The following is a 24,065-nucleotide window of genomic DNA, read 5'->3' on the forward strand; positions in this document are numbered from 1 at the left end:
TGTGTTAAGCCTGCCGCCAGCGTTCGCTCTGAGCCAGGATCAAACTCTCAGATTGTATCTTGAGCTTGTTCCGGCAGTCACTGCGTATTGACGGAGTCATTGCTTGATCACCCAGGCCGAAACCCAAGTAACCAGCGATGGCTCTTGTAAAACGCAGCACACCGAAGTTCTCTTGTCCCAGTCCTTAGACCGGAACCGCAAGAACATCGCCGTCCACGTTTCTCTTTCTGTCTTCAATTTTCAAACAGCATGTCTTCGACGAGACGACCTTGCACACCGAACTGGTCGGCGGCAAGCCCTGAATTCTCATGAAGCGGTAGGCGGCGGCGCCAGCGGCGCTGCCGTCCTGATGTGGCGTATATAGGCGACGGACCCCGAACATGTCAACACGCTTCGCGACGTTTTTCTGACAGGCCCCTCGTTTTTACCCGCGGGCCCGCGAAATCCGGTCCCCGGTGCTTAAGCGTTCGCGCGCGTGCGCGACGATGCCCGCAAACAGCCGCAATCGGCTCACAAAAGCATTCACACGGCGCGAGTGAGATTGATTCCGCCCTGTGAGGCGGGCATGGTCCGCAGGCCCTGCGGGCCGGACATTTCCGAAAGCGGCTCGCGCGCAGGCGTCGAACCCGTTTTTCACGGCTTGTAGACAGACGGACCAAGACACCCGACGATGAACGCCCACCCCGAGTTCAACCTGCCCGCCGAGCCGCTCGCCCCCGAGGCAGCGGCTTTGCTGGTCGATCTCGGGATCGAGCCGCCGATCCAGCCCGATGGCGCCACGCAGGCCGTCCAGGATCGCCGGGGCGTCTCGCTGCGCTGGCTCTTCGCCTGCATGCTGGTGGGATCCTGCGGGGCAGCCCTGCTGGGTGCAGCAATCCTCGTGGCGATGCGCGGCGATGCCAATATTGCCGAGCAGCCAGAGACCGTGACCGTGCGGGCTTCCTCGGGTGCGGGCTCCGGCGACGGCGCGCGCAAGGGCGACAAGCTGATCTCCGACCAGCCGGTGATGGCGGCGCGGCAGGCACTTCGCGCACCGATGTCCCAGCGCATCGGCGCGCGCGAGGTCATCCGGGTGCGCCCCTTCGTTCGGCTGGCGTCCAATCTCTCGCTGACGACCGGTACCTACGCGACCAATATTCCGGCCTTCAACCCGCTGCGGCTGTTCTCGGAGGGGAGCGAGCCCTCGGAGCGTTATGCCGAACCGGTCGCCGAGATGCCGGACGCCGACGTCACCATCGTCAAGCGCAGCCTGGCCGACATCGTCATCCCCGCCGGCAAGGCGCTGCTCGGCGATGCCGAGGTGATCACCCAGATCGAGGAGGAGCGCGCCAACCTCGCCGCCGCAGGGCGCCAGCGCCCTCTGCCTATTCCGCCACAGCTGATGCTGAGCCGCACCCTCAACGGTGCGGCCCAGCCCACGGGCGACATCCTGGGCTATGCGCCCTCCACCGATACGCGCTTTTCCGGGATCGAGGTGCGCGTCGTGCCCGAGAACGTCACCAACGCGCCCAAGACGCCGATCCCCGCCTCGCGCGAGCCGCTCGTCGAGGACAAGCTGGTGATCGCCAAGCGTGGCGAGAATTTCGAACAGGTCATGCGGGGCGCTGGCGCCAGCCCCGAGCAGATCCGCGGCATGATCCAGGCCTTCTCCGGCAAGGTCCGGATCGCCTCGCTGCCCGATGGCCAGGTGCTGCAGATCCTCTATGCGCCGGGTCCTCGCCCCAACGATCCCCGCCAGGTCGTCCGCGTCGCCTTCCTGACCAACGGACAGCCCGACGGCATCGTCGCGATCAACGACGCCGGCGCGTTCGTCTCCGTGGCCCTTCCGGGACAGGATCTCGTCGGTCCGCAACGGCCCCAGCGCAAGGCGGGCAACACCGACGACGATGACGATGACGATACCGGAGGCACCGGCGCGCGGCTCTATGAGAGCCTGTACGAGACCGGCATGCGCCATGAGATGCCGCGCCCGCTGATCGACGAGCTCATCCGGATCTTCTCCTATGACCTCGACTTCCAGCAGCGCGTGCGCGGCGGCGATTCGCTCGAGGTGACCTTCACCGAAGAGGACGAGGGCGAGCGTGCGGAGATCCTTTCGGCCTCGCTGACGGTCGGCGGCGAAACCCGGCGGGTCTATCGCTACCAGGCGCCCGATGACGGGCTGATCGAGTATTTCGACGAGGAGGGGCGTTCGCTGAAGAAGTTCCTGCTGCGCAAGCCGATCGCCGATGGCGAGCTGCGCTCGGGGTTCGGCATGCGCTACCACCCGATCATGCGCTATTCGAAGATGCATACCGGTGTCGACTGGTCTAACCGCATCGGCACGCCGATCCTGGCCGCCGGAAACGGCACTGTGCTCAAGGCCGGCTGGTCCTCCGGCTATGGCAAACACACCGAGATCCAGCACGCCAACGGTTACGTCACGACCTATTCGCACCAGTCGAACTTCGCCAATGGCATCGTGCCGGGCGCTCGCGTCCGGCAGGGCCAGGTCATCGGCTATCTCGGCAACACCGGCCTCTCGACCGGTCCTCACCTGCACTACGAGGTGAAGGTCAACGACAATTTCGTGAACCCGATGAAGATCCGCGTGCCGCGCGGTCGCGAGCTCGACGGCGGTGCGCTTGCCGAGTTCAAGCGCCAGCGCAACGAGATCCAGGGACTCATCGCCAAGGCCGGTGGCTCGGTAGCGCAAATGCGCTAGACGCATAACGCGCGCTTGGATGGCGATTGCGATTGCGTCCAGCGCGTGACTTAGGCATCGGATTTGCAAGAGCGGGCGTCACAGCCCTTCAGCCCTCCTGAGTTCGCGACCCCATGCTTGCCTCCCTTCTTGTCGTTCTACCCGTCTTCAGCCTGATCGGGCTCGGCTATGTCGCGCGCTGGACCCGGCTTGTGCGCGAGACCACCGGCGAGGGACTTTCCGATTTCGTCTTCGTGCTCGCGGTGCCCTGCCTGTTGTTCAGGACGCTGGCCAAGGCCGAGATCCCGGCCGTCCAGCCCTGGGGTTACTGGATCGCCTATTTCGCGGGCCTCGCCATCGTCTGGGCGCTGGCGATGCTGTTTGCGAGCCGCCTGTTTGCGCGCAACGGCCCTGAGCTCGTCGTCTCGGGATTTGCCGCCGCGCAGTCCAACACCGTCTTTGTCGGCGTGCCGATGATCCTGAAGGCCTATGGTGAGGCCGGCGCGGTGCCGCTCGGCCTGCTGCTTGCGGTACATCTTCCGGTGACGATGACCATTGCGACCGTGCTGGCCGAGGGACGCTCGACCTCGCTCGCCATGCTGGTGAAGCGTCTGTTCACGCATCCGATCATCATCGGCATCCTGTTGGGCTCGGCCGCGCGGCCTTTCATCGGCGTTCTGCCAGACCCGCTCTGGACCGTGATCGACCTGCTCGCCGGTGCCGCCGTGCCCTGCGCCCTGATCAGCCTCGGCATCGCGCTGCGCCGTTATGGCGTCGAGGCTGGCTTCGCCCTGCCCGCTATCCTGAGCGGGCTGAAGCTCGGGCTGCATCCGCTGATCGTCTATGTGCTGGCGACCAAGGTTTTCGAGATGCCGGCACATTGGTCCGGCGTGGCGGTGCTGTTTGCCGCCTGCCCCTGCGGGATCAACGCCTATCTCTTTGCCGAGCGCTACCGGCAGGGCGTCGCCGACGCCTCGAGCGCCATCGCGCTGTCGACGATGATGTCGCTTTTCACCACCGCCGCCTGGCTGACCTTTCTCGGCGTCGGCTGATCAGGCAAAGCCCAGCTTCGCCCGGACGTCAGTGGCTGTGACACCGCGCGCCCTCATATCGGCGAGGCTTTCCGACATCCGGCTTTTCGCCAGCTTCTGGCCGGTCTCATCAAGCAGAAGCGCGTGAAACTGATAGCGCGGCGTCGGCAGGCCGAGAAGCTGCTGCAGCACGACATGGATGTCGGTCGCCGCCTCGAGATCGCGGCCGCGCACAACATGGCTGACGCCCTGCAAGGCATCGTCGACCACGACGGACAGATGGTAGCTCGTCGGGGTCTCCTTGCGGGCCACGACGACATCGCCCCAGCGCTCGGGCTGGGCCGTGACCAGCGTGTCGTCGCCGGCTGCGTCGCATACCGGGTAGGTTACGGGGCAGCCGAGCTCCGCCACGGCCCTGGTCATGTCCAGGCGCCAGACATGCGGCAGGCCGCGCGCGACGCGCTGACTGGTCTGCGCGGCATCCAGCTCCTTGCAGGTGCCGGGGTAAAGCGGTGCGCCGTCGGGGTCGACCGCCTGGCGTGTTCCCGTCACAGCCTCGCGGGCCRAAAGCGCCTGCTTCACCTGCTGGCGCGAACAGAAGCAGGGATAGACCAGTCCGCGCTTCTGCAGATTGCCCAATGCCGAGGCGTAGTCGGCAAGATGCTCGGATTGCCGCCTGACCGCGCCATCGAAACGCAGGCCCAGCCAGGCTAGGTCGTCATGGATCGCCTGCTCGAATTCCGGCGTGCAGCGCGTGGGATCGATATCCTCGATGCGCAGCAGCAACCGACCGCCGATCTCGGCGGCACTGCGTTGATTGGTCAGCGCCGAAAGGGCGTGGCCGAGATGAAGGAGGCCGTTGGGGCTTGGCGCGAAGCGGAACAGCGGCTGACCGCTGGCGGGGAGGGACGTTTTCATCGCCACCCTCTATCATGAGTCGCGGCCGCGCCGAGCTTAATGGCGAGGGCTCGAGCGGTCCGTTTTGCTGCTGACACGGCCCGTCGCAAGCGTGGGTTTTCTAAGGGCACGATGACCAGAATCACCAGCAACGCCGATCTCGAAGCGGGCATGGCCGCGCTGCGCGACCTTCACCCGATCTGGACCGATATCATCGCGAAGACCGGGCTGCCGCCGCTGCGCCGGCGCGAGGGCGGCTTTGCCGGCCTGCTCGGTATCATCGTGGCGCAGCAGGTCTCCGTCGCCAGCGCCCGGGCGATCTTGGCCCGCGTCGAGACGGTGTTCACGCCGCTGACGCCGGAGCGCATCCTGGCCTCGACCGATGAGGAGATGCGGCTGGCGGGCCTGTCGCGTCCCAAGCAGCGCAGCATCCGCGCCATCGCCGCCGCCATCCATGAGGGCAGCCTCGATCTTGGCGGGCTGGAGGAGGCCGAGGCGGACCACATCCATCGGCATATGACGACGGTCTCGGGGATCGGTCCCTGGACCGCCGACATCTATCTGCTGTTCTGCCTTGGCCACCGCGACGGTTTCGCCGCCGGCGATCTTGCGATCCAGGAGGCGGCGAAGGTCGCCTTCGGCCTCGACGCGCGACCGAAGGCAGCCGAACTCCTCGCCATGGCGGAGGCCTGGCGGCCTTGGCGCGGCGTGGCGGCAAGGCTGCTCTGGGCCTATTACGCGGTCCTGAAATCGCGCGAGGGCATCGACGCCTGAGGCGGCCTTCAGCCGCGTATCGTCTTGAGCGCGGCCTGCGTTCCGGCGCGCAGCAGGCCGGTATCGCTCATCACCGTCACCATCTTTGCGCCCATGCCGACGAATGCCTTGGCGCGTTCGGCGGTCCCGGCGTAGATCGCGACCGGCTTGTTCACCGCCGAGGCGCGCGCGATGATGTGAGCAATCGCCTCATCGACCGCAGGCGAGGCGGCATCGACCTTCGCGCCGTCCGACAGCGCGATCGACAGGTCGGAGGGACCGATGAACACGGCGTCGATGCCGTCGAGCGCCAGGATGTCGTCGAGGATCGCCATGGCCTCGCGGGTCTCGATCATCGCGAACGACATCGAGAAGCGGTTGGCTTCCTTGAGATAGCCGTTCTGGTCGAGGCCGGAATTTGCGAGGCCGCCATAGCTGCCCCAGCTGCGCTCGCCCATCGGCGGAAACTTCGAATAGGCCGCAAACGTCTTTGCGTCGGCCATGGTGTTGATCATCGGCGCGATCACGCCCGAGACGCCGGCGTCGAACAGGCGCGAGACGTTCTGGAACTCGCCGACGGGGATGCGAGCCAGGGCAGGCTTGCCCGCCGCGTTGATCAGCGGGATCGCGCGGATGACGGTGCCGAGCTGGATCGGGCCGTGCTGCATGTCGAGGGTGACGGCGTCGAAAGCCTCCTGGGCCAGGGTCGCGCCGACGCTGGCATCGTCGATGCCGCACCAGGCAGACAGGATCGTGTCACCCTTGGCGAGACGGTCGGCGAGGGAGGACAGGATTGTCGATTTGGCCATGGCAGCGTTCATCCGTTCAAGGCCCGCTCTTGGGAAATCGGCGGGTCGCGTAATTGGACTATGCCGGGCCGGAAATGCAAACGGGCGCCCATGCGCCCGTTTCAATCACGACCTGCGTTCGCTACTCGGCGAAAGCGAGCGCGGCGCCAAGCCGGGCTCAGCGGCCGGCCTGGATTTCCTCGGCCGCCCGGACGAGCAGTTCGGTCATCACCCGGCGGATCTCGGCATCGTCGACGCCGACGCTGCCGGCCGCGAAGTCGGACTTGACCTTGCGCACCACGTCCTCGTCTCCCGCTTCCTCGAAATCGGCGACGACGACAGACTTGGCATAGGCATCGGCCTCAGCGCCGCTCTTGCCGAGCTTTTCCGCGGCCCACAGGCCCAAAAGCTTGTTGCGCCGGGCCGTCGCCTTGAAGCGCAGCTCCTCGTCATGGGCGAACTTGTGCTCGAAGGCATCCTTGCGCTGATCGAAGGTCGTCATGCGATGTTTCGTCCTCTTGGCGTTTGGTCAGGCGATGCCCTGCCTGCCATATAAGACGCCACATGGCACAGGACCAGAGGGGCGATCGCCGATCAGGCCAGCCTGCGCGCCCCGCGTTTGTTGCGTTTGCAGTGCAGAAGTCCCATATAGCGGGCGCAATCGGAGCTCCCGCGAGTTCCATCGCATTGAGCCAGGCGGCAGCGCAGACTAGGCTGGTTCGGTTTCGACCGGACGGCTCGAGCCATTGCGCAGTCCGGCTGAACAGGGGCCCATGATCCCGCCGCGGGGCAACCTGCGTCCAGAGTAAAGGCCTAAGTTTTGGATTTCCTCAAGCCACGGTACATCCCCATGAATCGCCGCCGTCGCATCTACGAAGGCAAGGCGAAGGTCCTCTATGAAGGACCCGAGCCCGGTACGCTGATCCAGCATTTCAAGGACGACGCGACCGCCTTCAACGCCAAGAAACACGAGGTGATCGACGGCAAGGGCGTGCTGAACAACCGCATCAGCGAGCACATCTTCAGCAACCTGAACGATATCGGCGTGCCCACGCATTTCATCCGCCGGCTGAACATGCGCGAGCAGCTCATCCGCGAGGTGGAGATCATTCCGCTCGAGGTCGTGGTCCGAAATGTCGCGGCCGGCTCCCTCTCGACCCGTCTCGGGCTCGAGGAAGGCACCCAGCTGCCGCGCTCGATCATCGAGTTCTATTACAAGAACGACGCGCTGAACGACCCGATGGTCTCGGAAGAGCACATCACCGCCTTCGGCTGGGCCACGCCCCAGGAGATCGACGACATCATGGCGCTCGCCATTCGCGTCAATGACTTCCTGTCAGGCCTGTTCCTCGGTGCCGGCATCCGCCTCGTCGATTTCAAGATCGAATGCGGCCGTCTCTGGGAAGGCGACATGATGCGCATCGTCGTCGCCGACGAGATCAGCCCCGATTCCTGCCGCCTCTGGGACATCAAGTCGAAGGACAAGATGGACAAGGACCGGTTCCGCCGGGACATGGGCGGGCTCATCGAGGCCTATACCGAAGTCGCGCGGCGCCTCGGCATCCTCGGCGAGAACGAGAAGGCCGGGCCGGCCGGGCCCCGCCTCGTCCAGTAAGCCCGATCGGCTTCCCGTGAGTCCGGTCTCCGGCGTGTCGCACATCTCGAAACGGGAGCCCTCGCGCTCCCGTTTTCGCGTTTCTGCGCTCGCGGGTGCGGCTCTGCTACTGGCAGGATGCAGCAGCCAGTTCGGCATCGGTTTCGCGGAGCTCGCCGCCGACCGCGGCTGGCAGCCTCTCCCGATCGGGCATTGGGTGCTGAATGACGGGCTCTCCGCCAAGGCCATGGCGATCTGCCCGCGGGAGAGCTGCACAAGACAGGGCTTTGCGGCGCTGATCGCGCTGGAGGGCCGCGAGGCCGATGCGCTGGAGCGCACCCTGGCAACCGACCCCACCCGTCTCGCCCGTGACTTCGCCAAGCCGCCGACACCCGCCGACAAGGCGAGCACGAAGGCTGCGGCAAAAACGACAGCGCGCTCCGCAAGGCCTGACGCCCCAAAGAGCGCCACAAGCGTCACTCGCTACACGGATGGCGATGCAAACGGCCTGCTTGTCGAGATCCGAGCGCTCGGCGACAGCGGCAAGCGCGCCGTCACCGCCATCCTGTCTGCTCGGTCCGGCACAACATTGAACGTCGCAATCGGTGTCAGCACCGACCCCGATGCCGCCCGGACTCAAGCCCGTGCCGCCTGGCGAGACCGTTGATTCACGTGAAACGGCACGCAAGAGGTTGAGCCTGCCACAATTCGCGGTTAAGTCACCCGCGACATTCCCCCGGAGAAGACCATGAAAGCCCGCGTCACCGTCACCCTCAAGACCGGCGTGCTCGACCCGCAGGGCAAGGCCATCGAGGGCGCGCTGAAATCGCTCGACATCGCCGGCGTCGCCTCTGTGCGCCAGGGCAAGGTCTTCGACATCGAATTCGACGGCACCGACAAGCCCGCCGCCGAGGCCGCGTTGAAGGTCGCCTGCGAAAAGCTGCTCGCCAACACCGTCATCGAGAATTATCGCGTCGAGATCGGAGCCTGAGCCGATGAAAGCCGCCGTCATCACCTTTCCCGGCTCCAACCGCGAGGGCGACGTTGCCAAGGCCTTGCGCCAGGCCGGCGCTGAGGTCGCGCATGTCTGGCACGCCGATACGGCGTTGCCGGCCGGAACCGACCTCGTCGTGCTGCCCGGCGGCTTTTCCTATGGCGACTATCTGCGGACCGGCGCCATCGCAGGCCGCGCGCACATCATGGACGCGACCCGCGCCCATGCCGAACGCGGCGGCTACGTGTTGGGCATCTGCAACGGCTTCCAGATCGCCTGCGAGGCCGGGCTCCTGCCGGGCATCCTGGTGCGCAATGCCGACCTGAAATTCGTCTGCAAGCGCCAGCATCTCACGGTCGAGCGTGCCGACACGGCCTTCACCGGCGCCTATGCCAAGGGCCAGGTCATCGATGTCTGCATCGCCCATGGCGAGGGCAACTACATCGCTGACGCCGAGACGCTGGCGCGGCTCGAGGGCGAGGGACTTGTCGCCTTCCGCTATGCCGATGCCGACGGGCAGGTCACGGCCGCAGCCAATCCCAACGGCTCGCTGAACAACATCGCCGGGATCTATTCGCCCAAGCTCAACGTGCTTGGCCTGATGCCGCATCCCGAGAACCTGATCGATGGGCTGACCGGCGGCATCGATGGCCGCGGCCTGTTTGACAGCCTGCTAGGCACCAAGCGCGCGGCCTGATCAGCGGCCCGCGATCGCTCGCGCCAACAGACGTCCGGCCGCTTGTGCATCGAGCGGCCCGACATGCTTCTCCAGGATGCGTCCGTCCCCGGCGATGACAAAGGTCTCGGGGACGCCATAGACGCCCCACTCGATCGCCGCGCGGCCGGCCTGGTCGACTCCGACGGCGGCATAGGGATTGCCCAGTGCACCGAGGAAGCGTCGCGCATTCTGCGCCTCGTCCTTGTAGTTCAGCCCGTACAGCGCAACCTTGCCGGCCTTCACGGCTTCCGATTCCGCCATGCCCATCAGGAACGGATGCTCGACCCGGCAGGGCGCGCACCAGCTCGCGAAAACATTGACGATTGAGGCGCGCCCCTTGCCGAGATCGGCCATGGCAAAGGCGGGAACCGGCTGGCCGTTGCGCTGCAGCCCCTCCAGCGAGGCGAGCGTGATCGGCGGCGCAGGCTTGCCGATCAGGGCCGATGGCAGCTTGCTGGCATCGCCGGAAAACAGGCCGGCGGCGAACACCAGCGCCAGTCCACAAAACAGGATCAGCGGGATCAGGTAGACGAGCGGCGAGCGCCGCGGCGTGTCCGTGCGGGTCTCGGCATCGCTCATGACGACCGGCCCGCGCGCCGGCCCGCACCGCGCTCCTCGAACGCTGCAAGCGCGCGCGCCTGGGCGCGATGGTCGAGCAGGATCGCGGCGATCAGCCCGCCGAGGATCACGACGACGGCGGCATAGGAAGCCAGGATGAAACCGGCATGTGGCCCGAGGCTGCTCATAGCTGGGTGCCAATCATGCCGGCTGGCCCTGCGCCGCGAGGCGATCGAGGCGCTCGGTTTCGAGGATCGTCAGCGTCCGCACGCGCCGCCGCATGATCTCGCTGCGCATCGCCACGAGATGCAGCGCGAGCGCCAGCAGCGTGAAACCCAGCGCAAGGATAAGCAGCGGCCAGAGCATGGCCGGATGGATCGTGGGGCCGCCGGCGCGCAGCACGGAGGCCGGCTGGTGCAGCGTGTTCCACCAATCCACGGAGAATTTGATGATCGGCACATTGACGAAACCGATCAGAGTCAGGATGGCGACCATCCGCCCGGCCTGGGTCGGCTCGTCGAGCGTGCGCCACAGCGCCAGGATCCCGAGATAGATCAGGAACAGCACGAGCACCGAGGTCAGCCTGGCATCCCAGACCCAATAGGTGCCCCACATCGGCTTGCCCCAGAAGGCGCCCGTCAGCAGGCATACCAGCGCGAACGCGGCACCGATCGGCGCGGCCGCCTTTTGGGCGACGTCGGCGAGCGGGTGACGCCAGACCAGCGTTCCCAGCGCCGAGAGCGCCATCATCGAATAGAACATCATCGCCAGCCACGCGGCAGGCACATGCACGAACATGATTCGGATGGTCTCGCCCTGCTGGTAATCGGCCGGGGCGACGAACCAGGCGAGATAGAACCCCACTGCCAGCAAGGCCAGCGCGAAGCCCGCCAGCCAGGGCAGCAGCACCAGCGACAGCCGCATGAAGCGGGTCGGATTCGCGAGATCGATCAGGCCTGCCATGTCTTCGCGATCAACTGTGGTCTCGGGGCCGCCCCACAGCTGCCGGGCTGCGTTTTAACAACCTCGCGCTGGCCGGGCAATCCGGGCCTGCGCCCATGCGACACCAGCGCCCGAGCGTGGCTTCAGGCTTCGTCCGAAGAGGCCGGGGCGTCGCCACCCTTGGCTACGACGCCGAAATCCTGAGAGCGCGCGCCTTCCCCCGCAAGGGAGAAGCCGTCGGCGGCCAGCCCGCGACGCAGCAACTCGCGCACGGCCGCCGCACGGCTTGGCATGCGCTTCTCGAAGCGCCAATCCTCGAGAGCTCGCAACTCGTTGTGATTCAACATGATCTGAAGGCGCTCAGGGCGTTCAAGCTCTGCCGACATCGCTGCACCTCCTTCCCGAAGTTGAATGAGTAACTGATGATATAAGCTCACTTGGCGCAAAATCAACATTGTGCGTGTCTGGCCCTGTCTGAGGCAGTAGCGCCATCGACGCCAAATCGGCCATTACCGCAACTTACTAACACATTGAATATATTAGATTTTCCACGACGATTTCGGTTGCGCTCGCAAGATGGAGGCCCTAGCTTTTGCATCATGCAAGGAGAATCCATGCTGATTCAGCTCTCAGACGAAGCGCAACGGGAAGTCGAGACGGCCATCCGGTCGAAGCTCGGCAGTTCGCTGGTCGTCAATGTCTATGAGACGGCAGCGGAAATCCGGCACAAGCACGCCATCGCCGACCTGACCATCGAGGATCTCGCGGCATCGATCGCCAAGCTCGCGGTCCAGCGCGGCTGCGCCGTCGAGTTCGGCAAGGCCCGAACCGACACCACGGAATCCCGCGCCTAAGCGCTGGCTCAACCCTGCCTCAGGGCGGCGGCGGCAGCGATCGTGCCTATCACGATCGCCCCCAGCGACAACGCGCACAGGATCAGGAACGGTGTCAGGAACGGCACGGTCCCACCCAACGCGCTATTGGCCGCGGAAACCCCGAAAATCAGCACCGGCACCGTCAGCGGTGCGACAAGAACCGGCAGGATCAGGCCGCCGCGTCGCAAGCCAGCGGTCAGGGCAGCCCCGCCGGCCCCGATGAAACTGAGCGCCGGCGTCCCGACCAGCAGGGTCGCGGAAATCGGCAGCATCGCTTCCGTGGGCAGCGCCACCAGCAAGCCCAGGAGCGGCGCAGCCAGCGCCAGCGGCAGGCCCGTCACCAGCCAATGCGCCAGCCCCTTGGCGAGGACGGCGAGTTCCAGCGGCAGCGACGAAGCCCGGATCAGGTCCAGCGAGCCGTCCTCCTCATCGCCCTGAAACAGCCGGTCGAGACCCAGTAGCGTCGAGAGCAGGGCGCCCAGCCAGAGGATCGCAGGCCCGATCCGCGACAGAAGGTTGAGATCGGGCCCCAGCGCAAACGGCACGAGCACGACGATCGTCAGGAAGAAGACGAGCGCGAGTTCGCCGCCGCCGCCAGCGCGGGCAGCCAGTGCGAGATCGCGTTTCAGGATCGCGAGGAAGGCGCGGCTCACAGGCCGATCCTCAGTTCGCGCGCGCCATCGAGCCCGAGCGGACCATGGGTCGCGGCGAGTATCGCACCGCCCTGGGCGAGATGGCTCTGCATCAGGCCGACCAGCATCACTTGCGCGGCCTCGTCCAGCGCCGACATCGGCTCGTCCAGCAGCCAGAACGGCCGGCGTGATACCAGCAGCCGCGCGAGCGCCACGCGCCGCCTCTGCCCCGCCGAGAGGTAGCCGACCGGCAGCGCCGCGACATGCGGCAGGCCGACCGCGGCAAGCGCCTGATCGGGCGAAGCGGCGGCCTCGCCGAGCAGCGCCTGAGCGAAATCGAGATTGTCGCGCGCCGTCAGCGCCGTCTTCAGGCCGTCGCGATGGCCGACGAGATGGATCAGCTCACGCAAGGGGGCCTCGTCGACGGAGCCCGCGACCTGGATCGTCCCGGCCTCCGGACGCAGCCGCCCGCACAGCATCGCGATCAGGCTCGACTTGCCGGCGCCGTTGCGTCCCGTCAGCGCGATGGCCTCGCCATTGCGCAAGGTCAGGCCCAGCCCCTCGAAAATCAGCCTGCCACCCCTGCGACAGGCGAGGTTCGCGACACTGAGGGTCAAATCGGGATAGAAAAACTGCCTCAAGACCTCAGCGCCACCCGCGTATCCGACCCTATTTCGTTCATGTAGCGCGCTTCTTGGAATTGCTCTATAGAGCCCTTGGCTACGCCGCACGCCGATCCGGCGCGGGGCTCGGGCACTCCCGAGGCGGCGCGCGCGTCATGCGCATTAGGCCTTCGATCCGGCCTGCCTGCAAGGGCGACCGGTCGCGACCGCAACCCCTTGATCAGGATAGCCCGCATGGCTTCGCTCGACTCATTCAAATGCCGCCAGACACTCACCGTCGGCGACCGCTCCTACGAATATTACTCCCTGCCGCTGGCCGAACAGAACGGACTGCCGGGCATCTCGAACCTGCCCTTCTCGATGAAGGTGCTGCTCGAGAACCTGCTCCGCTTCGAGGATGGCCGCTCGGTCTACAAGGCCGACATCGAGGCTTTCGTCGGTTGGCTGACCGACAAGGGCACCGCCGGCAAGGAAATCGGCTTCCGCCCCGCCCGCGTGCTGATGCAGGACTTCACCGGCGTCCCCGCCGTCGTCGACCTCGCCGCGATGCGTGATGGTGTCGTGGCGCTCGGCGGCGACCCGGCCCGGATCAACCCGCTCGTTCCCGTCGACCTTGTCATCGACCATTCGGTCATCGTCGACGAATTCGGCACGCCGAAGGCTCTCTCGCAGAACGTCGAGCTCGAATACGAGCGCAATGCCGAGCGTTACAAGTTCCTGAAATGGGGCCAGCTCGCCTTCGACAATTTCCGCGTCGTGCCGCCCGGCACCGGCATCTGCCACCAGGTCAATCTCGAATACCTCGCCCAGACCGTCTGGACCCGCAAGGAGACCATCGACGGCCAGGAGGTCGAGATGGCCTATCCCGACACCGTCGTCGGCACTGATTCGCACACCACCATGGTCAACGGCCTGGCCGTGCTCGGCTGGGGCGTCGGCGGCATCGAGGCCGAGGCGGCCATGCTCGGCCAGCCGCAGTCGATGCTGCTGCCGGAAGTCATCGGCTTCAAGCTGAACGGCTCGCTGAAGGAAGGCATCACCGCCACCGACCTCGTGCTCACCGTCACCCAGATGCTGCGCAAGAAGGGCGTCGTCGGCAAGTTCGTCGAGTTCTTCGGCCCGGGCCTCTACAACCTGACGCTGGCCGACCGCGCCACCATCGCGAACATGGGCCCGGAATACGGCGCCACCTGCGGCTTCTTCCCGGTCGATGCCGAGACGCTGGACTATCTCAACACCACCGGCCGCAGCACCGACCGGATCGCGCTCGTCGAGGCCTATTCGAAGGCACAGGGCCTCTTTGCCACGATCGAGACGGCCGACCCGGTCTTCACCGACACGCTCGAGCTCGACCTCTCCTCGGTCCAGCCCTCGATGGCCGGCCCCAAGCGCCCGGAAGGCCGTATCGACCTGAACGGCGTCGCAGCCGGCTTCAAGTCCGCTATGGCAACCGAATACAAGAAGGGCGGCGAGATCGCCCGCCGCGTGCCCGTGGAGGGTAAGAGCTATGATCTCGGCCATGGCGACGTCGTCATCGCGGCGATCACCTCCTGCACCAACACCTCCAACCCGTCGGTGCTGATGGCGGCGGGCCTTCTCGCCCGCAACGCCGTCGCCAAGGGCCTGACCGTGAAGCCATGGGTCAAGACCTCGCTGGCTCCCGGCTCGCAGGTCGTGGCCGAATATCTGGCCAAGGCCGGCCTTCAGGACGACCTCGACAAGCTCGGCTTCAACCTGGTCGGCTTCGGCTGCACCACCTGCATCGGCAATTCCGGCCCGCTGCCGGCGCCAATCTCGAAGGCGATCAACGAGCAGGGCCTGATCGCGGGCGCCGTCATCTCGGGCAACCGCAACTTCGAGGGCCGTGTCTCGCCCGACGTGCAGGCGAACTACCTCGCCTCGCCGCCGCTGGTCGTCGCCTATGCGCTCGCGGGCTCCGTGCAGATGGACCTGACCACGCAGCCGCTCGGCACCGGATCGGACGGCCAGCCCGTCTACCTCAAGGATATCTGGCCCTCCAACAAGGAGATCCAGACCTTCATCCGCGAGAACGTCACCCGCGCGATCTTCGAGGCGAAGTATGCCGACGTCTTCAAGGGCGACGAGCACTGGCAGGCAGTGAAAACCCCCGAGAGCCAGACCTATGCCTGGGACGACGATTCCACCTATGTGCAGAACCCGCCCTATTTCCAGGGCATGAGCCGGTCGCCGCAGCCGGTCACCGAGATCGTCGGCGCGCGCATTCTCGGCCTGTTCGGCGACAAGATCACCACCGACCACATCTCGCCGGCCGGTTCGATCAAGGCGGCGTCCCCGGCCGGCCTGTATCTGTCCGAGCATGGCGTGCCGGTTGCCGACTTCAACCAGTACGGCACCCGTCGCGGCAATCATGAGGTGATGATGCGCGGCACCTTCGCCAATATCCGCATCCGCAACCACATGATGGGCCCCAACGGGCGCGAAGGCGGCTACACCATCCACTATCCCAGCAAGGAAGAGCTGCCGATCTATGACGCCTCGATGCGCTACCAGGCGGAGCAGGTTCCGCTGGTCGTCTTCGCCGGCGTCGAATACGGCAACGGCTCCTCTCGCGACTGGGCGGCCAAGGGCACGAGCCTGCTCGGCGTCAAGGCCGTGATCGCCCAGAGCTTCGAGCGCATCCACCGCTCGAACCTGGTCGGCATGGGCGTGGTTCCGTTCACCCTCGCCGAGGGCACGAGCTGGGCGACGCTGGACCTGAAGGGCGACGAGAGCGTCACCATCCGCGGCCTGGCAACCGTCAAGCCGCGCCAGATGCTCGACGCCGAGATCACCTATGCCGACGGCGCTGTGAAGAAGGTGCCGATCCTCTGCCGCATCGATACGCTGGACGAGATCGACTACTTCAAGAACGCCGGCATCCTGCAATACGTCCTGCGCGGCATCGCCGCCTGAGGCGAAGCATCCTTCTCGGGCTGCGCAAAGCGCAGACCCGAGAACTTCTTCCAGTAGACTTTCCTGCGAGAGACGGTCGGCTCAAGGCCGACCGTGACGGCTCGCAGTTGTCCTCTCCCGCCCCGGGGTGTAAGGGGGCGGTTCAGTCATCCTTGGCGGGGGGCTTGGGGCAGGCGCGGAGATTCTCTGCGCCCGGATGTCATCCGCCTCCATCGCATCCAAGACGGGAGCACCCGCATGTCCGCTACGTTCGAGACGGTCGCCGGAATCATTTCTGAGACCTGCGACATTCCTCGCGAAAAAATCACGCCCGAGAGCCATGCCATCAACGATCTCGGCATCGATTCGCTGGCCTTCCTCGACATCGCCTTCGCCATCGACAAGGCGTTCGGCATCAAGCTGCCGCTCGAACAGTGGACTCAGGAAGTCAACGAAGGCAAGGCGCCGGCAGAGCAGTACTTCGTGCTCGAGAACCTGTGCCAGCGCATCGACGATCTCGTCGCCGCCAAGAAGGCGTAGTCTTCTCGTAGCCATTTCCGTCATTGCGAGCGTAGCGAAGCAATCCAGGAGACGTAGAGCTCTTCACGCTGGATTGCTTCGCTGCGCTCGCAATGACGAGGTCGCTGCGCTTGAGCCATGCGGACTCGCCCGGTAGAGCATAGCCGGCGCTCCGCTTCATCCAGCGCCGCGTCATTGATGATCGGAAGCGCATGCGCCTCGAATATTTCGACATGATCGACACCGTGGTCGCGTTCGAACCTTCGCAAAAACGCATCACCACCCGCTCGACCGTACCCGCCGCGACGGCCAGCCCCGTCTTCGAGGGTCATTTCCCGGGCCACCCGCTGGTCCCCGGCGTCCTGCTCACCGAAACCATGGCGCAGGCCTCCGGTTATCTCCTGCTCGGCCTCAACGGGCTCACGCAGATGCCCTTCCTGATGACGGTCGACAAGGCGCGTTTCCGCACCTTCGTCGAGCCCGACGCCGTCCTCGACATCACAGCCGAGCTCGTCATCGAGGGATCCGGCTACGCCGCCACCAAGGCGAAGATCACGATTGCCGGCAAGCCGATCTGCGACGCCGAGCTGCGCTTCCGCCTGATGCCCTTTCCCGCCGACATGCGCGCGCTGATGGAAGGTCGCATCGCCGCCATCGGTCTGAAGCCGGAGCCTGCCCGATGATCAAGCGCGACGTCGTCATCACCGGGATCGGGATAGCATCGAGCCTCGGCGAGGGCGTGGATGTCCATGCGCAGGCCGTGGCCGGCGACGCCGCGCCCGCGGTCGATGCCAAGAGCTTCGCGCCCTATCCCATTCACCCGCTGAAGCCGCTCGAGCTGGACCGCCAGATCCCGAAGAAATCGGATCAGCGCCAGATGGAGCCGTGGCAGCGCCTCGGCGTCTACACTGCCGGGCTGGCGCTCGATGCCGCCGGATTGAAGGATGATGTCGAGGCCAAGAGTGCCCTTCAGGTCATCGTCGCCGCTGGCGGCGGCGAGCGTGACCATGCCGTCGATGGCGCCATCCTGACCGATCTGCGCGGCGGCAACACGCCGGGCTCCTTCCTGAACGAGCGGCTGATGGGCGATCTGCGCCCGACGCTGTTCCTGGCTCAGCTCTCCAATCTCCTCGCTGGCAATATCGGCATCGTCCACGGCATCACCGGTGCCTCGCGCACCTTCATGGGCGAGGAGCAGGCCGGCGTCGACGCGATCCGCACGGCCCATGCCCGCATCGCGGCCGGACAGGCCGATGTCATGCTGGTCGGCGGCGCCTACAACGCCGAGCGCCGCGACATGCTGCTGCTGTTCGAGCTCGGCGGTTATCTCCGCAAGGGCGACTTCGCCCCCGTCTTCGCCCGCGAGGACGGACCCGGCGCGATCACCGGCAGCGCCGGCGCGTTCCTGGTGCTCGAATCGGCGGAGCGCGCCGCAGCCCGTAGCGCAAAGGCCTATGCCAAGCTCAGCCATGTCGGCGCGACGCGCTCGAAGCGTCAGCCCGGCACGGTCGAAACCGCGCTGCGCGGCCTGATCTCGGGCTTCGCGCCGGTCTCAGCCGGCGCACTGGCGATTTCAGCTTCGACCGGCGTCGCCGGAATCACCGCTGAAGAAGCGGCCGCCCTGGCGAGCCTGCCCGAAGCACGCCGCGTCGCCGCTGGAGATCTCGTAGGCCACGCGGTCGAGGCAGCCTTTCCCGTTGCGGTCGCCCTCGCGGCAGCGGCGATCTCGGCCGGACAGGCCGGCGAAGCCATCGTCACCGGCGCCGGCCATTGGCGCGGCGAGGGCGCGGCCCGGCTGGTGAAAGCGTGAGGAACGACCGATGAGCACACCCCATCGCGACTCGAAGGGCCGCCCGATCGTCGCCGTCACCGGCCTGGGCATCGTCACCTCGCTCGGCCAGGGCAAGCAGGTGAACTGGGATGCACTGACATCAGGCAAATCCGGCATCCACCGCATCGAGCGCTTCCCGACCGAGGGCCTGCGCACCAGCATCGCCGGCACCGTCGACTTCCTGTTCGATGGCGAGGTCACGGCCCCGGAGCTCTCTGAAAAGCTCGCGACGCTCGCCGGGCAGGAGGCGCTCACGCAGAGCGGCCTGGGTGAGCCAGGCGATTTCCCGGGCGAGCTCTTCATGGCGGTTCCCCCCGTCGAGATGGAGTGGCCCCAGAAGCAGGAGCTGGCGCAGACGCTGGAGGGTACCGTCGACTATGACGGCCTGCTGCGCGCCGCCGCCTCCCAAAAATTCAAACCGATGCACGAGCTCTTCCTGTTCGGCGCCGTCGCCGACCACATCGCGGAAAAGTTCGGCACCAAGGGTTCGCCGATCTCGCTCTCGACCGCCTGTTCCTCGGGCGCGACGGCAATCCAGATGGGTGTCGAGGCGATCCGCCGTGGCGATACCCAGAGCGCGCTCTGCATCGGCACCGACGGCTCGGTTCATGCCGAGGCGCTGATCCGTTTCTCGTTGCTCTCGGCACTTTCGACCCAGAACGAGGTCCCCGAGGCGGCCGCCAAACCGTTCTCGAAGAATCGTGACGGCTTCATCATGGGCGAAGGCGCGGGCGCGCTGGTGCTCGAGGATTATGATCACGCGTTGGCGCGTGGCGCGACCATCCTGGGCGTTGTCGCAGGCTGCGGCGAACGCGGCGACGGCTTTCACCGCACGCGCTCAAGCCCCGACGGCAAGCCCGCCATACTGGCGATGCAGGACGCGCTCGCCGATGCCGGCCTGAAGCCCGAGGATGTCGACTACATCAATGCGCACGGCACCTCGACGCCCGAGAACGACAAGATGGAAGCGATGAGCTGCACCGCCGTCTTCGGCGAGCGCATGGCGTCGCTGCCGATCTCGTCCAACAAGTCGATGATCGGCCACACCCTCACCGCCGCCGGCGCGATCGAGGCCGTGATCTCCTTCCTCACCATCGCCAATGGCCGCCTGCCGCCGACGATCAACTATGCCACCCCCGACCCCGCGATCGTTCTCGACGTGGTGCCCAATGTCGCCCGGGAGGCCCATGTCCGGACGGTAATTTCAAATTCCTTCGGATTCGGCGGCCAGAACACCTCGCTCGTCCTGACAGCGGAGCCCGCCCGCGGATGACCCGGATTCTCGTGACAGGCGGCGCCAAGGGCGTCGGTGCAGCAATCGTGCGCGCGCTGGCCGCAGCCGGGCATGACGTCGATTTCACCTATCGTTCCTCGGCCGAGCAGGCTCTGGCGCTGGCAGCCGAGATCTCGACTGCTTACCCCGAGCGACGCATAGCCGCGCTGCCGCTCGACCTTGCCGACAAGGTCGCGCTCGACGCCTTCTGCGAGGACCGCGAGGGCGAAGGCTATTTCGGCCTGATCCACAATGCCGGCCAGCCCTATGATTCGCTCGCCGCGATGATGGTGCAGGACAAGGCGGAAGCCGCGATGCAGGTCAATTTCTGGGCCTTCACCCGCCTCGCCAAGAGCCTGATGCGCGCCATGATCCGCGCCCGCTCCGGCCGGATCGTGGCCATCGGCTCGGTCGCGGCGCTGCGCGGCAACCCCGGAAATGCCGCCTATGCCGCCTCCAAGGGCGCGCTGGTCTCCTATGCCAACACGCTCGCGGTCGAGACCGGCAAGCGCGGTGTCACCGTCAACGTGATCGCACCGGGTTTTGTCGACACCGACATGATGGCGCCCTATGCCGCCTATCGCGACAAGATGCAGGCCCAGATCCCGGCCGGCCGCTTCGCGAAGCCGGAAGAGGTCGCCGGCCTCGCCGCCTTCCTGATGAGCGAGCCCGCCGCCTACATCACCGGCACCGTGATCCCGATCGATGGCGGCGTAACCGCGCAGCTGGGCGTGCATCGCTGATCGGTGTTGCTCGTCATTGCGGGCGTAGGCGAAGCCATCCAGGCTTGCAGGGCTCTACGCTGTTCTGGATTGCTTCGCTTCGCTCGCAATGACGGACGGATCCAACCCGATCGTGACGTCTCGGCCCCTACCGTGTTAGGTTCATAGCGAACCGAAGCGCACCGCCGAGGGAGCCCATGTGATGACAGCAGCTTTCACCATCCGCCTCGACGACGACATGCTGGCCAAGCTTGATGCGCTGGCCGCCGATACAGACCGCTCGCGCAGCTGGATCGCGGCCAAGGCGATCGAGAGCTATGTCGAGCTCAACGCCTGGCAGATTGCCAAGATCAAGGAGGGCATTGCCCAGGCCGATCGTGGGGAGTTCGCGACCGAGGAAGAACTCGACGAGATCGAAGCCGAGTTGCAGGCACGCATTGATGCCGCCCGATGAAGCTGATTTGGACACCTCGCGCCAAAGACGATCTACGCGAAATCGGCCACTATATCGCTGATTTCAATCCGACCGCGGCGCTTGCGCTGGCGCGGAGGCTTCGACATTCAGCCAAGGCGCTGGCCGATCACCCCGCCATAGGTCGGCCTGGCCGGGTCGAAGACACGCGTGAGCTCGTCGTCTTTGGAACCAACTATATTCTGCCCTACCGCGTCCGCGATGGACGCCTCGAAATCCTGGCCGCGCTTCACGCCTCGCGCGGATGGCCGGACGCACTCTGAAAGACGAAACTGTCCAATGCGTTCACTTCAGCTCCATGGCGACCGTGATCTCCGTCTCGAAGAGATCGAGCCGCCGCAGCCGCCCGCAGCCGGCGAGGTTCAGATCCGCATCCGCGCGGTCGGGCTGAACTATCTCGACGTCTGGGGCTTTCGCGGCATGGCCTTCGCCAGGCGCAAGATGCCGCAGGCGGCAGGCGTCGAGGCGGCTGGCGAGATCGTCTGCGTCGGCGAGGGCGTGACGAACCTCAAAGTCGGCGACACCGTCACCGCCTATGGCGCCGAGACCTGCGGGCATTGCAAGGCCTGCCTCGAGGGCCGCGACAATCTCTGCGAGAACGTCGCCGGCATTATGGGCTTCCATATCGACGGCTTTGCGCGCGAACTCATCAACAAGTCGGCGCGCCTCGTGATCAAGGCCCCGCCGGGCGTATCCTTCGAGGAGGCGGCCTGCGCACCGATCGGGTTTGGCACCGTCCAGCACATGCTGTTCGACAATGCCAAGCTGGAACCAGGCGAATCAGTCCTGGTCCATGCCGGAGGATCGGGCATCGGCACGGCCGCTATCCTGATGGCCAAGGCGATCGGCTGCACCGTCTACACCACGGTCGGCGACGACGAGAAGGGCGCCAAGGCCAAGGCGCTCGGTGCCGATTTCGTGGTCAACTACAAAACCGAGCGCTTCGAGGGCGAGGTTCGCCAGCTCACCAAGCGCAAGGGCGTCGACGTCGTCTTCGAGCATGTCGGTGCCGATACCTGGAACGGCTCGCTGCTCTGCCTGAAGCGCGGCGGCCGACTCGTGACCTGCGGCGCGACCTCCGGAGCCTCGACCACGATGAACCTTATGCAGCTCTTCCAGCAGCAATATCGCATCATGGGCTCCTTCGGTTGCCGCATCGAGAACATCGCGCAGTCGCTGGAGAAGATGGCCGGAGGCATGAAGCCGGTGATCGATTCGGTCTTCCCGCTCGAGGAATTCGAAAAGGGCCTGGCCCGGCTCGAGGGCCGCAAGGTCTTCGGCAAGGTCGTGGTCACGCTGTAGCAAGACCTCGCGCGGCCGCTCGTGCCGATCCGGTCGGGGGATGGAAGCGCGATGGACGTCCTCATTTTCAGAGCCCGCGCATAGATGGCGGGATGCCGGCCGGAACAGCACCGATTTCCATGCGCGAGCACGTTCAGTCCCGTCCGCCGGTCTCCCTCGAGGAGGGGGATCGTTCCCGCAATCGCACGTCCAGTGATGTGTCCCGCGGCACGGGGCTCGACGTCGCGGGCTGGGTCGTTCTGGCGGCGGTAGCTGCGGCCATTCTCTGGCGCCTCCCCCTTGGCCTCGACCTGTCCGATGAAGCCTACTACGCGGGTTTCATCGACGATTGGCTGAAAGGCTCGATCGCTTCCAGTCCCCTTTCGACGGTGCACCAGACAGCCGCGCTGATCGTTTATCCGGCCGCAAAGCTCTTTGTCGTGCTTACGGGTTCCAGCGACGGCATGGCGCTTTTCCTGCGGGCGCTCTTCCTGCTCGGCGCATTATCGGCCAGCGCGGCATGGCTGCTTTTCCTTCGCAGGCTGGGAGAGCCAGGCCTTGCGCCGTTCGTCCCGGCAATTGTCCTTGCCTTCGTACCGTTCGGCCTTCCCGCGCCGTCCTATAATACCCTTGGCCTGCAGGGCAGCGTTGTTGCACTGGCGGGATATGGCTGCAGCTTTTTGGCGTCGACATCGGCCGCCCGCGCGGTATGGGCTGCTATCGCGGCTGCGGGCTGTGCAGTTGCGCTGGTTGCCTAACCATCCTTGGTGCTGGCGATCGGGACACTGGGCGTCTTCGCGCTGATCTACGACCTCGGACGCGCCTCTTTCCTGCTCATCGCGATAGGAGCATCTGCCGCATCACTGGCAGCGACTGTGTACAGTCTCACACCCGGCAAGCTCTGGCAGAGCGCGGTCTATCTCACGCAGATCAACGATGCCAATGGGGTCGATCGCAAACTCGACTTCTCGCTCGGAATCCTCCGCGATCACCCGGCCTTCGCCATACTCGCTGCGGCGTCCATCCTGATCGGGATCATGCGCCCGAGACTGCCCGACTGGATCGTGACATGCTCGATCGGGTTGCTGGCTTTAGCGAGCTGTGCTTTTCCGCCAGCACTTTTTTCGAAGTCGCACGATGTCATCACTCTGATGGCCATGAGCGGCATCGGGCTGCTCGCGGGATTGGGCCCAGGTGCGGACACTCGCGGACGTATTGTCGCGATACTCTACGCAACCTCGCTCGCCGCCGGCATCGCAACCACGCTCTCTGCGTACAATTCGATCTACAACAGTTGCGTGGGACTTCTGCCGGCCGCCACCCTCGCACTGGTGCAAAACCCGTGCTCCGTACGGGCTGAGTCAGCGCATCGCTTCGCTGGCGTGCATTGCAGCAATGCTGGTGACGACGCTCGGGACCCACTACGGCGAACTTCCCGGGCCGCCTCGCCAGAAAATCGATAGCGGCTTCTATGCGGGAATCTGGGCGCGCCCTGCAGACTTGGCCGTGCTCGACATCATTCGCGCGCGCGTCAATCCGTTGCTGGTCGCTGAACCGACAATCGCGGTCATTGCCCGCATCCCCGGACTGATTCAGGTCACGCCCGCCCGAACGAAGATGCTCACGACATTTCCCCTGATGCGCAATGGTCAGGTTGCGGGGCTTGAAGCGACCGAGCGGTTTTACGCAGATTACAATAACCGTCCCGCTATCGTACTGATTTATAAGGATCCTTATTTCGACCCATTGAATCCGTTTGGGGCGGAGTTCGAGCGTTGGTACAGCCTGATCGAAAGCATTCCGACGCCGCTGGGTACGCTCGGCATCTATGCTCGAAACTAGGAAACGCCGCTGGCAAGACCTGCTGCGCCCCGGAAAAACTTGACGGGGCGGGCTTCCTGCCGCAAGTCGCCTGATCTTGCCCGAGAACGCTGCAATGACGGGCGCGCCTGGGGTCAAGGCCATC

At 65.6% G+C, this 24,065-nt stretch carries 29 protein-coding genes; 20 read left to right on the forward strand and 9 right to left on the reverse strand.

From position 1 onward, the window contains the following. The first annotated feature begins 670 nt into the window (after positions 1-670). Entirely contained in the window at positions 671-2,704 is a 2,034-nt protein-coding gene (locus AC1D2L_RS21725) for a peptidoglycan DD-metalloendopeptidase family protein (RefSeq protein WP_476847983.1), read from the forward strand. A 113-nt stretch (positions 2,705-2,817) separates the two neighbouring features. Further along, complete coding sequence (locus tag AC1D2L_RS21730; protein ID WP_476847984.1) at positions 2,818-3,735, forward strand: AEC family transporter; 918 nt, start codon at positions 2,818-2,820, stop codon at positions 3,733-3,735. Here the strand turns inward: AC1D2L_RS21730 and gluQRS are convergent, their stop codons facing one another. Next, on the reverse strand, positions 3,736-4,632 hold the full coding sequence (gene gluQRS, locus AC1D2L_RS21735) for a tRNA glutamyl-Q(34) synthetase GluQRS (protein ID WP_476847985.1): 897 nt from the start codon (positions 4,630-4,632) through the stop codon (positions 3,736-3,738). It lies immediately after the preceding gene. Positions 4,633-4,743: 111 nt separating this feature from the next. Here gluQRS and AC1D2L_RS21740 point away from each other — a divergent pair, with 111 nt between their 5' ends. Next, a complete protein-coding gene (locus AC1D2L_RS21740) occupies positions 4,744-5,385 on the forward strand; it encodes a DNA-3-methyladenine glycosylase family protein (protein WP_476847986.1) in 642 nt (213 codons plus the stop codon). Between the two features lie 8 nt (positions 5,386-5,393). On the opposite strand, the gene AC1D2L_RS21745 is transcribed toward AC1D2L_RS21740, so the two are convergent. Both AC1D2L_RS21745 and AC1D2L_RS21750 read right to left on the reverse strand, forming a co-directional pair. After that, a complete protein-coding gene (locus AC1D2L_RS21745; protein WP_476847987.1) occupies positions 5,394-6,173 on the reverse strand; it encodes an HpcH/HpaI aldolase family protein in 780 nt (259 codons plus the stop codon). Between the two features lie 157 nt (positions 6,174-6,330). Continuing rightward, positions 6,331-6,654, reverse strand: coding sequence for a DUF1476 domain-containing protein (locus AC1D2L_RS21750; RefSeq protein WP_476847988.1), 324 nt, complete (start codon positions 6,652-6,654; stop codon positions 6,331-6,333). A gap of 318 nt (positions 6,655-6,972) precedes the next feature. Here AC1D2L_RS21750 and purC point away from each other — a divergent pair, with 318 nt between their 5' ends. From purC to purQ, 4 genes are all read left to right on the forward strand, one after another. Continuing rightward, the gene (purC, locus tag AC1D2L_RS21755; protein ID WP_476847989.1) at positions 6,973-7,767 is read left to right on the forward strand and encodes a phosphoribosylaminoimidazolesuccinocarboxamide synthase; all 795 of its coding nucleotides are present in this window, start codon (positions 6,973-6,975) and stop codon (positions 7,765-7,767) included. 16 nt (positions 7,768-7,783) lie between these two features. After that, a complete protein-coding gene (locus tag AC1D2L_RS21760; protein ID WP_476847990.1) occupies positions 7,784-8,413 on the forward strand; it encodes a hypothetical protein in 630 nt (209 codons plus the stop codon). Between the two features lie 81 nt (positions 8,414-8,494). Continuing rightward, positions 8,495-8,737: a phosphoribosylformylglycinamidine synthase subunit PurS gene (gene purS / locus AC1D2L_RS21765; protein WP_476847991.1), complete on the forward strand. Its 243-nt coding sequence runs from the start codon at positions 8,495-8,497 to the stop codon at positions 8,735-8,737. A gap of 4 nt (positions 8,738-8,741) precedes the next feature. Next, positions 8,742-9,437: a phosphoribosylformylglycinamidine synthase subunit PurQ gene (purQ, locus tag AC1D2L_RS21770; protein WP_476847992.1), complete on the forward strand. Its 696-nt coding sequence runs from the start codon at positions 8,742-8,744 to the stop codon at positions 9,435-9,437. Here the strand turns inward: purQ and AC1D2L_RS21775 are convergent, their stop codons facing one another. From AC1D2L_RS21775 to AC1D2L_RS21790, 4 genes are all read right to left on the reverse strand, one after another. Continuing rightward, positions 9,438-10,037: a DsbE family thiol:disulfide interchange protein gene (locus tag AC1D2L_RS21775; RefSeq protein ID WP_476847993.1), complete on the reverse strand. Its 600-nt coding sequence runs from the start codon at positions 10,035-10,037 to the stop codon at positions 9,438-9,440. Continuing rightward, positions 10,034-10,204: a heme exporter protein CcmD gene (gene ccmD, locus AC1D2L_RS21780; RefSeq protein WP_476847994.1), complete on the reverse strand. Its 171-nt coding sequence runs from the start codon at positions 10,202-10,204 to the stop codon at positions 10,034-10,036. The genes AC1D2L_RS21775 and ccmD overlap by 4 nt, the downstream gene beginning before the upstream one ends. A 13-nt stretch (positions 10,205-10,217) precedes the next feature. Then, a complete protein-coding gene (locus AC1D2L_RS21785; protein WP_476847995.1) occupies positions 10,218-10,979 on the reverse strand; it encodes a heme ABC transporter permease in 762 nt (253 codons plus the stop codon). Between the two features lie 122 nt (positions 10,980-11,101). Next, entirely contained in the window at positions 11,102-11,344 is a 243-nt protein-coding gene (locus AC1D2L_RS21790) for a hypothetical protein (protein WP_476848083.1), read from the reverse strand. 228 nt (positions 11,345-11,572) lie between these two features. Here AC1D2L_RS21790 and AC1D2L_RS21795 point away from each other — a divergent pair, with 228 nt between their 5' ends. Next, positions 11,573-11,812, forward strand: coding sequence for a hypothetical protein (locus AC1D2L_RS21795; RefSeq protein WP_476847996.1), 240 nt, complete (start codon positions 11,573-11,575; stop codon positions 11,810-11,812). Between the two features lie 8 nt (positions 11,813-11,820). Here AC1D2L_RS21795 and ccmB read toward each other — a convergent pair whose 3' ends face one another. Both ccmB and ccmA read right to left on the reverse strand, forming a co-directional pair. Then, on the reverse strand, positions 11,821-12,486 hold the full coding sequence (gene ccmB, locus AC1D2L_RS21800; RefSeq protein WP_476847997.1) for a heme exporter protein CcmB: 666 nt from the start codon (positions 12,484-12,486) through the stop codon (positions 11,821-11,823). Beyond that, positions 12,483-13,082 (reverse strand): heme ABC exporter ATP-binding protein CcmA, encoded by a 600-nt coding sequence (ccmA, locus tag AC1D2L_RS21805; protein ID WP_476848084.1) that lies wholly within the window; start codon positions 13,080-13,082, stop codon positions 12,483-12,485. The genes ccmB and ccmA overlap by 4 nt, the downstream gene beginning before the upstream one ends. Before the next feature lie 240 nt (positions 13,083-13,322). Between ccmA and acnA the strand changes: the two genes are divergently transcribed. The 12 genes from acnA to AC1D2L_RS21865 all read left to right on the forward strand — a co-directional run bounded on the left by acnA (position 13,323) and on the right by AC1D2L_RS21865 (position 23,941). Beyond that, positions 13,323-16,022, forward strand: a complete 2,700-nt coding sequence (gene acnA, locus AC1D2L_RS21810) for an aconitate hydratase AcnA (RefSeq protein WP_476847998.1) — start codon at positions 13,323-13,325, stop codon at positions 16,020-16,022. Positions 16,023-16,259: 237 nt separating this feature from the next. Further along, entirely contained in the window at positions 16,260-16,541 is a 282-nt protein-coding gene (locus AC1D2L_RS21815) for an acyl carrier protein (RefSeq protein WP_476847999.1), read from the forward strand. Between the two features lie 191 nt (positions 16,542-16,732). Next, a complete protein-coding gene (locus tag AC1D2L_RS21820; protein ID WP_476848000.1) occupies positions 16,733-17,203 on the forward strand; it encodes a 3-hydroxyacyl-ACP dehydratase FabZ family protein in 471 nt (156 codons plus the stop codon). Beyond that, entirely contained in the window at positions 17,200-18,330 is a 1,131-nt protein-coding gene (locus AC1D2L_RS21825) for a beta-ketoacyl-ACP synthase (protein ID WP_476848001.1), read from the forward strand. The genes AC1D2L_RS21820 and AC1D2L_RS21825 overlap by 4 nt, the downstream gene beginning before the upstream one ends. A 10-nt stretch (positions 18,331-18,340) precedes the next feature. Continuing rightward, complete coding sequence (locus tag AC1D2L_RS21830) at positions 18,341-19,624, forward strand: beta-ketoacyl-ACP synthase (RefSeq protein WP_476848002.1); 1,284 nt, start codon at positions 18,341-18,343, stop codon at positions 19,622-19,624. Then, positions 19,621-20,367 carry an SDR family oxidoreductase gene (locus tag AC1D2L_RS21835; protein ID WP_476848003.1) on the forward strand — a complete coding sequence of 249 codons (747 nt, stop codon included), beginning with the start codon at positions 19,621-19,623 and terminating at the stop codon, positions 20,365-20,367. Before AC1D2L_RS21830 ends, AC1D2L_RS21835 begins: the two co-directional genes overlap by 4 nt. Before the next feature lie 181 nt (positions 20,368-20,548). After that, a complete protein-coding gene (locus tag AC1D2L_RS21840) occupies positions 20,549-20,800 on the forward strand; it encodes a CopG family ribbon-helix-helix protein (RefSeq protein ID WP_476848004.1) in 252 nt (83 codons plus the stop codon). Then, positions 20,797-21,081 carry a type II toxin-antitoxin system RelE/ParE family toxin gene (locus AC1D2L_RS21845; protein ID WP_476848005.1) on the forward strand — a complete coding sequence of 95 codons (285 nt, stop codon included), beginning with the start codon at positions 20,797-20,799 and terminating at the stop codon, positions 21,079-21,081. Before AC1D2L_RS21840 ends, AC1D2L_RS21845 begins: the two co-directional genes overlap by 4 nt. A gap of 16 nt (positions 21,082-21,097) precedes the next feature. Continuing rightward, positions 21,098-22,120, forward strand: a complete 1,023-nt coding sequence (locus AC1D2L_RS21850) for a zinc-binding dehydrogenase (protein WP_476848006.1) — start codon at positions 21,098-21,100, stop codon at positions 22,118-22,120. A gap of 92 nt (positions 22,121-22,212) precedes the next feature. Then, on the forward strand, positions 22,213-22,857 hold the full coding sequence (locus AC1D2L_RS21855; RefSeq protein WP_476848007.1) for a hypothetical protein: 645 nt from the start codon (positions 22,213-22,215) through the stop codon (positions 22,855-22,857). A gap of 6 nt (positions 22,858-22,863) precedes the next feature. After that, positions 22,864-23,562 (forward strand): hypothetical protein, encoded by a 699-nt coding sequence (locus AC1D2L_RS21860; RefSeq protein WP_476848008.1) that lies wholly within the window; start codon positions 22,864-22,866, stop codon positions 23,560-23,562. A 43-nt stretch (positions 23,563-23,605) separates the two neighbouring features. Further along, positions 23,606-23,941 (forward strand): hypothetical protein, encoded by a 336-nt coding sequence (locus AC1D2L_RS21865; protein WP_476848009.1) that lies wholly within the window; start codon positions 23,606-23,608, stop codon positions 23,939-23,941. Positions 23,942-24,065: the final 124 nt, after the last annotated feature.

It is taken from the genome of Allobosea sp. P1_B10, from assembly GCF_056406735.1.

Excerpts from the sequence above, each read along its gene's own strand:
- AC1D2L_RS21725 (WP_476847983.1), top strand. The coding sequence starts at position 671 with ATGAACGCCCACCCCGAGTTCAACCTGCCCGCCGAGCCGCTCGCCCCC.
- AC1D2L_RS21730 (WP_476847984.1), top strand. The coding sequence starts at position 2,818 with ATGCTTGCCTCCCTTCTTGTCGTTCTACCCGTCTTCAGCCTGATCGGG.
- AC1D2L_RS21740 (WP_476847986.1), top strand. The coding sequence starts at position 4,744 with ATGACCAGAATCACCAGCAACGCCGATCTCGAAGCGGGCATGGCCGCG.
- AC1D2L_RS21745 (WP_476847987.1), bottom strand. The coding sequence starts at position 6,173 with ATGGCCAAATCGACAATCCTGTCCTCCCTCGCCGACCGTCTCGCCAAG.
- AC1D2L_RS21750 (WP_476847988.1), bottom strand. The coding sequence starts at position 6,654 with ATGACGACCTTCGATCAGCGCAAGGATGCCTTCGAGCACAAGTTCGCC.
- purS (WP_476847991.1), top strand. The coding sequence starts at position 8,495 with ATGAAAGCCCGCGTCACCGTCACCCTCAAGACCGGCGTGCTCGACCCG.
- purQ (WP_476847992.1), top strand. The coding sequence starts at position 8,742 with ATGAAAGCCGCCGTCATCACCTTTCCCGGCTCCAACCGCGAGGGCGAC.
- AC1D2L_RS21775 (WP_476847993.1), bottom strand. The coding sequence starts at position 10,037 with ATGAGCGATGCCGAGACCCGCACGGACACGCCGCGGCGCTCGCCGCTC.
- ccmD (WP_476847994.1), bottom strand. The coding sequence starts at position 10,204 with ATGAGCAGCCTCGGGCCACATGCCGGTTTCATCCTGGCTTCCTATGCC.
- AC1D2L_RS21785 (WP_476847995.1), bottom strand. The coding sequence starts at position 10,979 with ATGGCAGGCCTGATCGATCTCGCGAATCCGACCCGCTTCATGCGGCTG.
- AC1D2L_RS21790 (WP_476848083.1), bottom strand. The coding sequence starts at position 11,344 with ATGTCGGCAGAGCTTGAACGCCCTGAGCGCCTTCAGATCATGTTGAAT.
- AC1D2L_RS21795 (WP_476847996.1), top strand. The coding sequence starts at position 11,573 with ATGCTGATTCAGCTCTCAGACGAAGCGCAACGGGAAGTCGAGACGGCC.
- acnA (WP_476847998.1), top strand. The coding sequence starts at position 13,323 with ATGGCTTCGCTCGACTCATTCAAATGCCGCCAGACACTCACCGTCGGC.
- AC1D2L_RS21815 (WP_476847999.1), top strand. The coding sequence starts at position 16,260 with ATGTCCGCTACGTTCGAGACGGTCGCCGGAATCATTTCTGAGACCTGC.
- AC1D2L_RS21820 (WP_476848000.1), top strand. The coding sequence starts at position 16,733 with ATGCGCCTCGAATATTTCGACATGATCGACACCGTGGTCGCGTTCGAA.
- AC1D2L_RS21825 (WP_476848001.1), top strand. The coding sequence starts at position 17,200 with ATGATCAAGCGCGACGTCGTCATCACCGGGATCGGGATAGCATCGAGC.
- AC1D2L_RS21830 (WP_476848002.1), top strand. The coding sequence starts at position 18,341 with ATGAGCACACCCCATCGCGACTCGAAGGGCCGCCCGATCGTCGCCGTC.
- AC1D2L_RS21835 (WP_476848003.1), top strand. The coding sequence starts at position 19,621 with ATGACCCGGATTCTCGTGACAGGCGGCGCCAAGGGCGTCGGTGCAGCA.
- AC1D2L_RS21840 (WP_476848004.1), top strand. The coding sequence starts at position 20,549 with ATGACAGCAGCTTTCACCATCCGCCTCGACGACGACATGCTGGCCAAG.
- AC1D2L_RS21845 (WP_476848005.1), top strand. The coding sequence starts at position 20,797 with ATGAAGCTGATTTGGACACCTCGCGCCAAAGACGATCTACGCGAAATC.
- AC1D2L_RS21850 (WP_476848006.1), top strand. The coding sequence starts at position 21,098 with ATGCGTTCACTTCAGCTCCATGGCGACCGTGATCTCCGTCTCGAAGAG.
- AC1D2L_RS21855 (WP_476848007.1), top strand. The coding sequence starts at position 22,213 with ATGCCGGCCGGAACAGCACCGATTTCCATGCGCGAGCACGTTCAGTCC.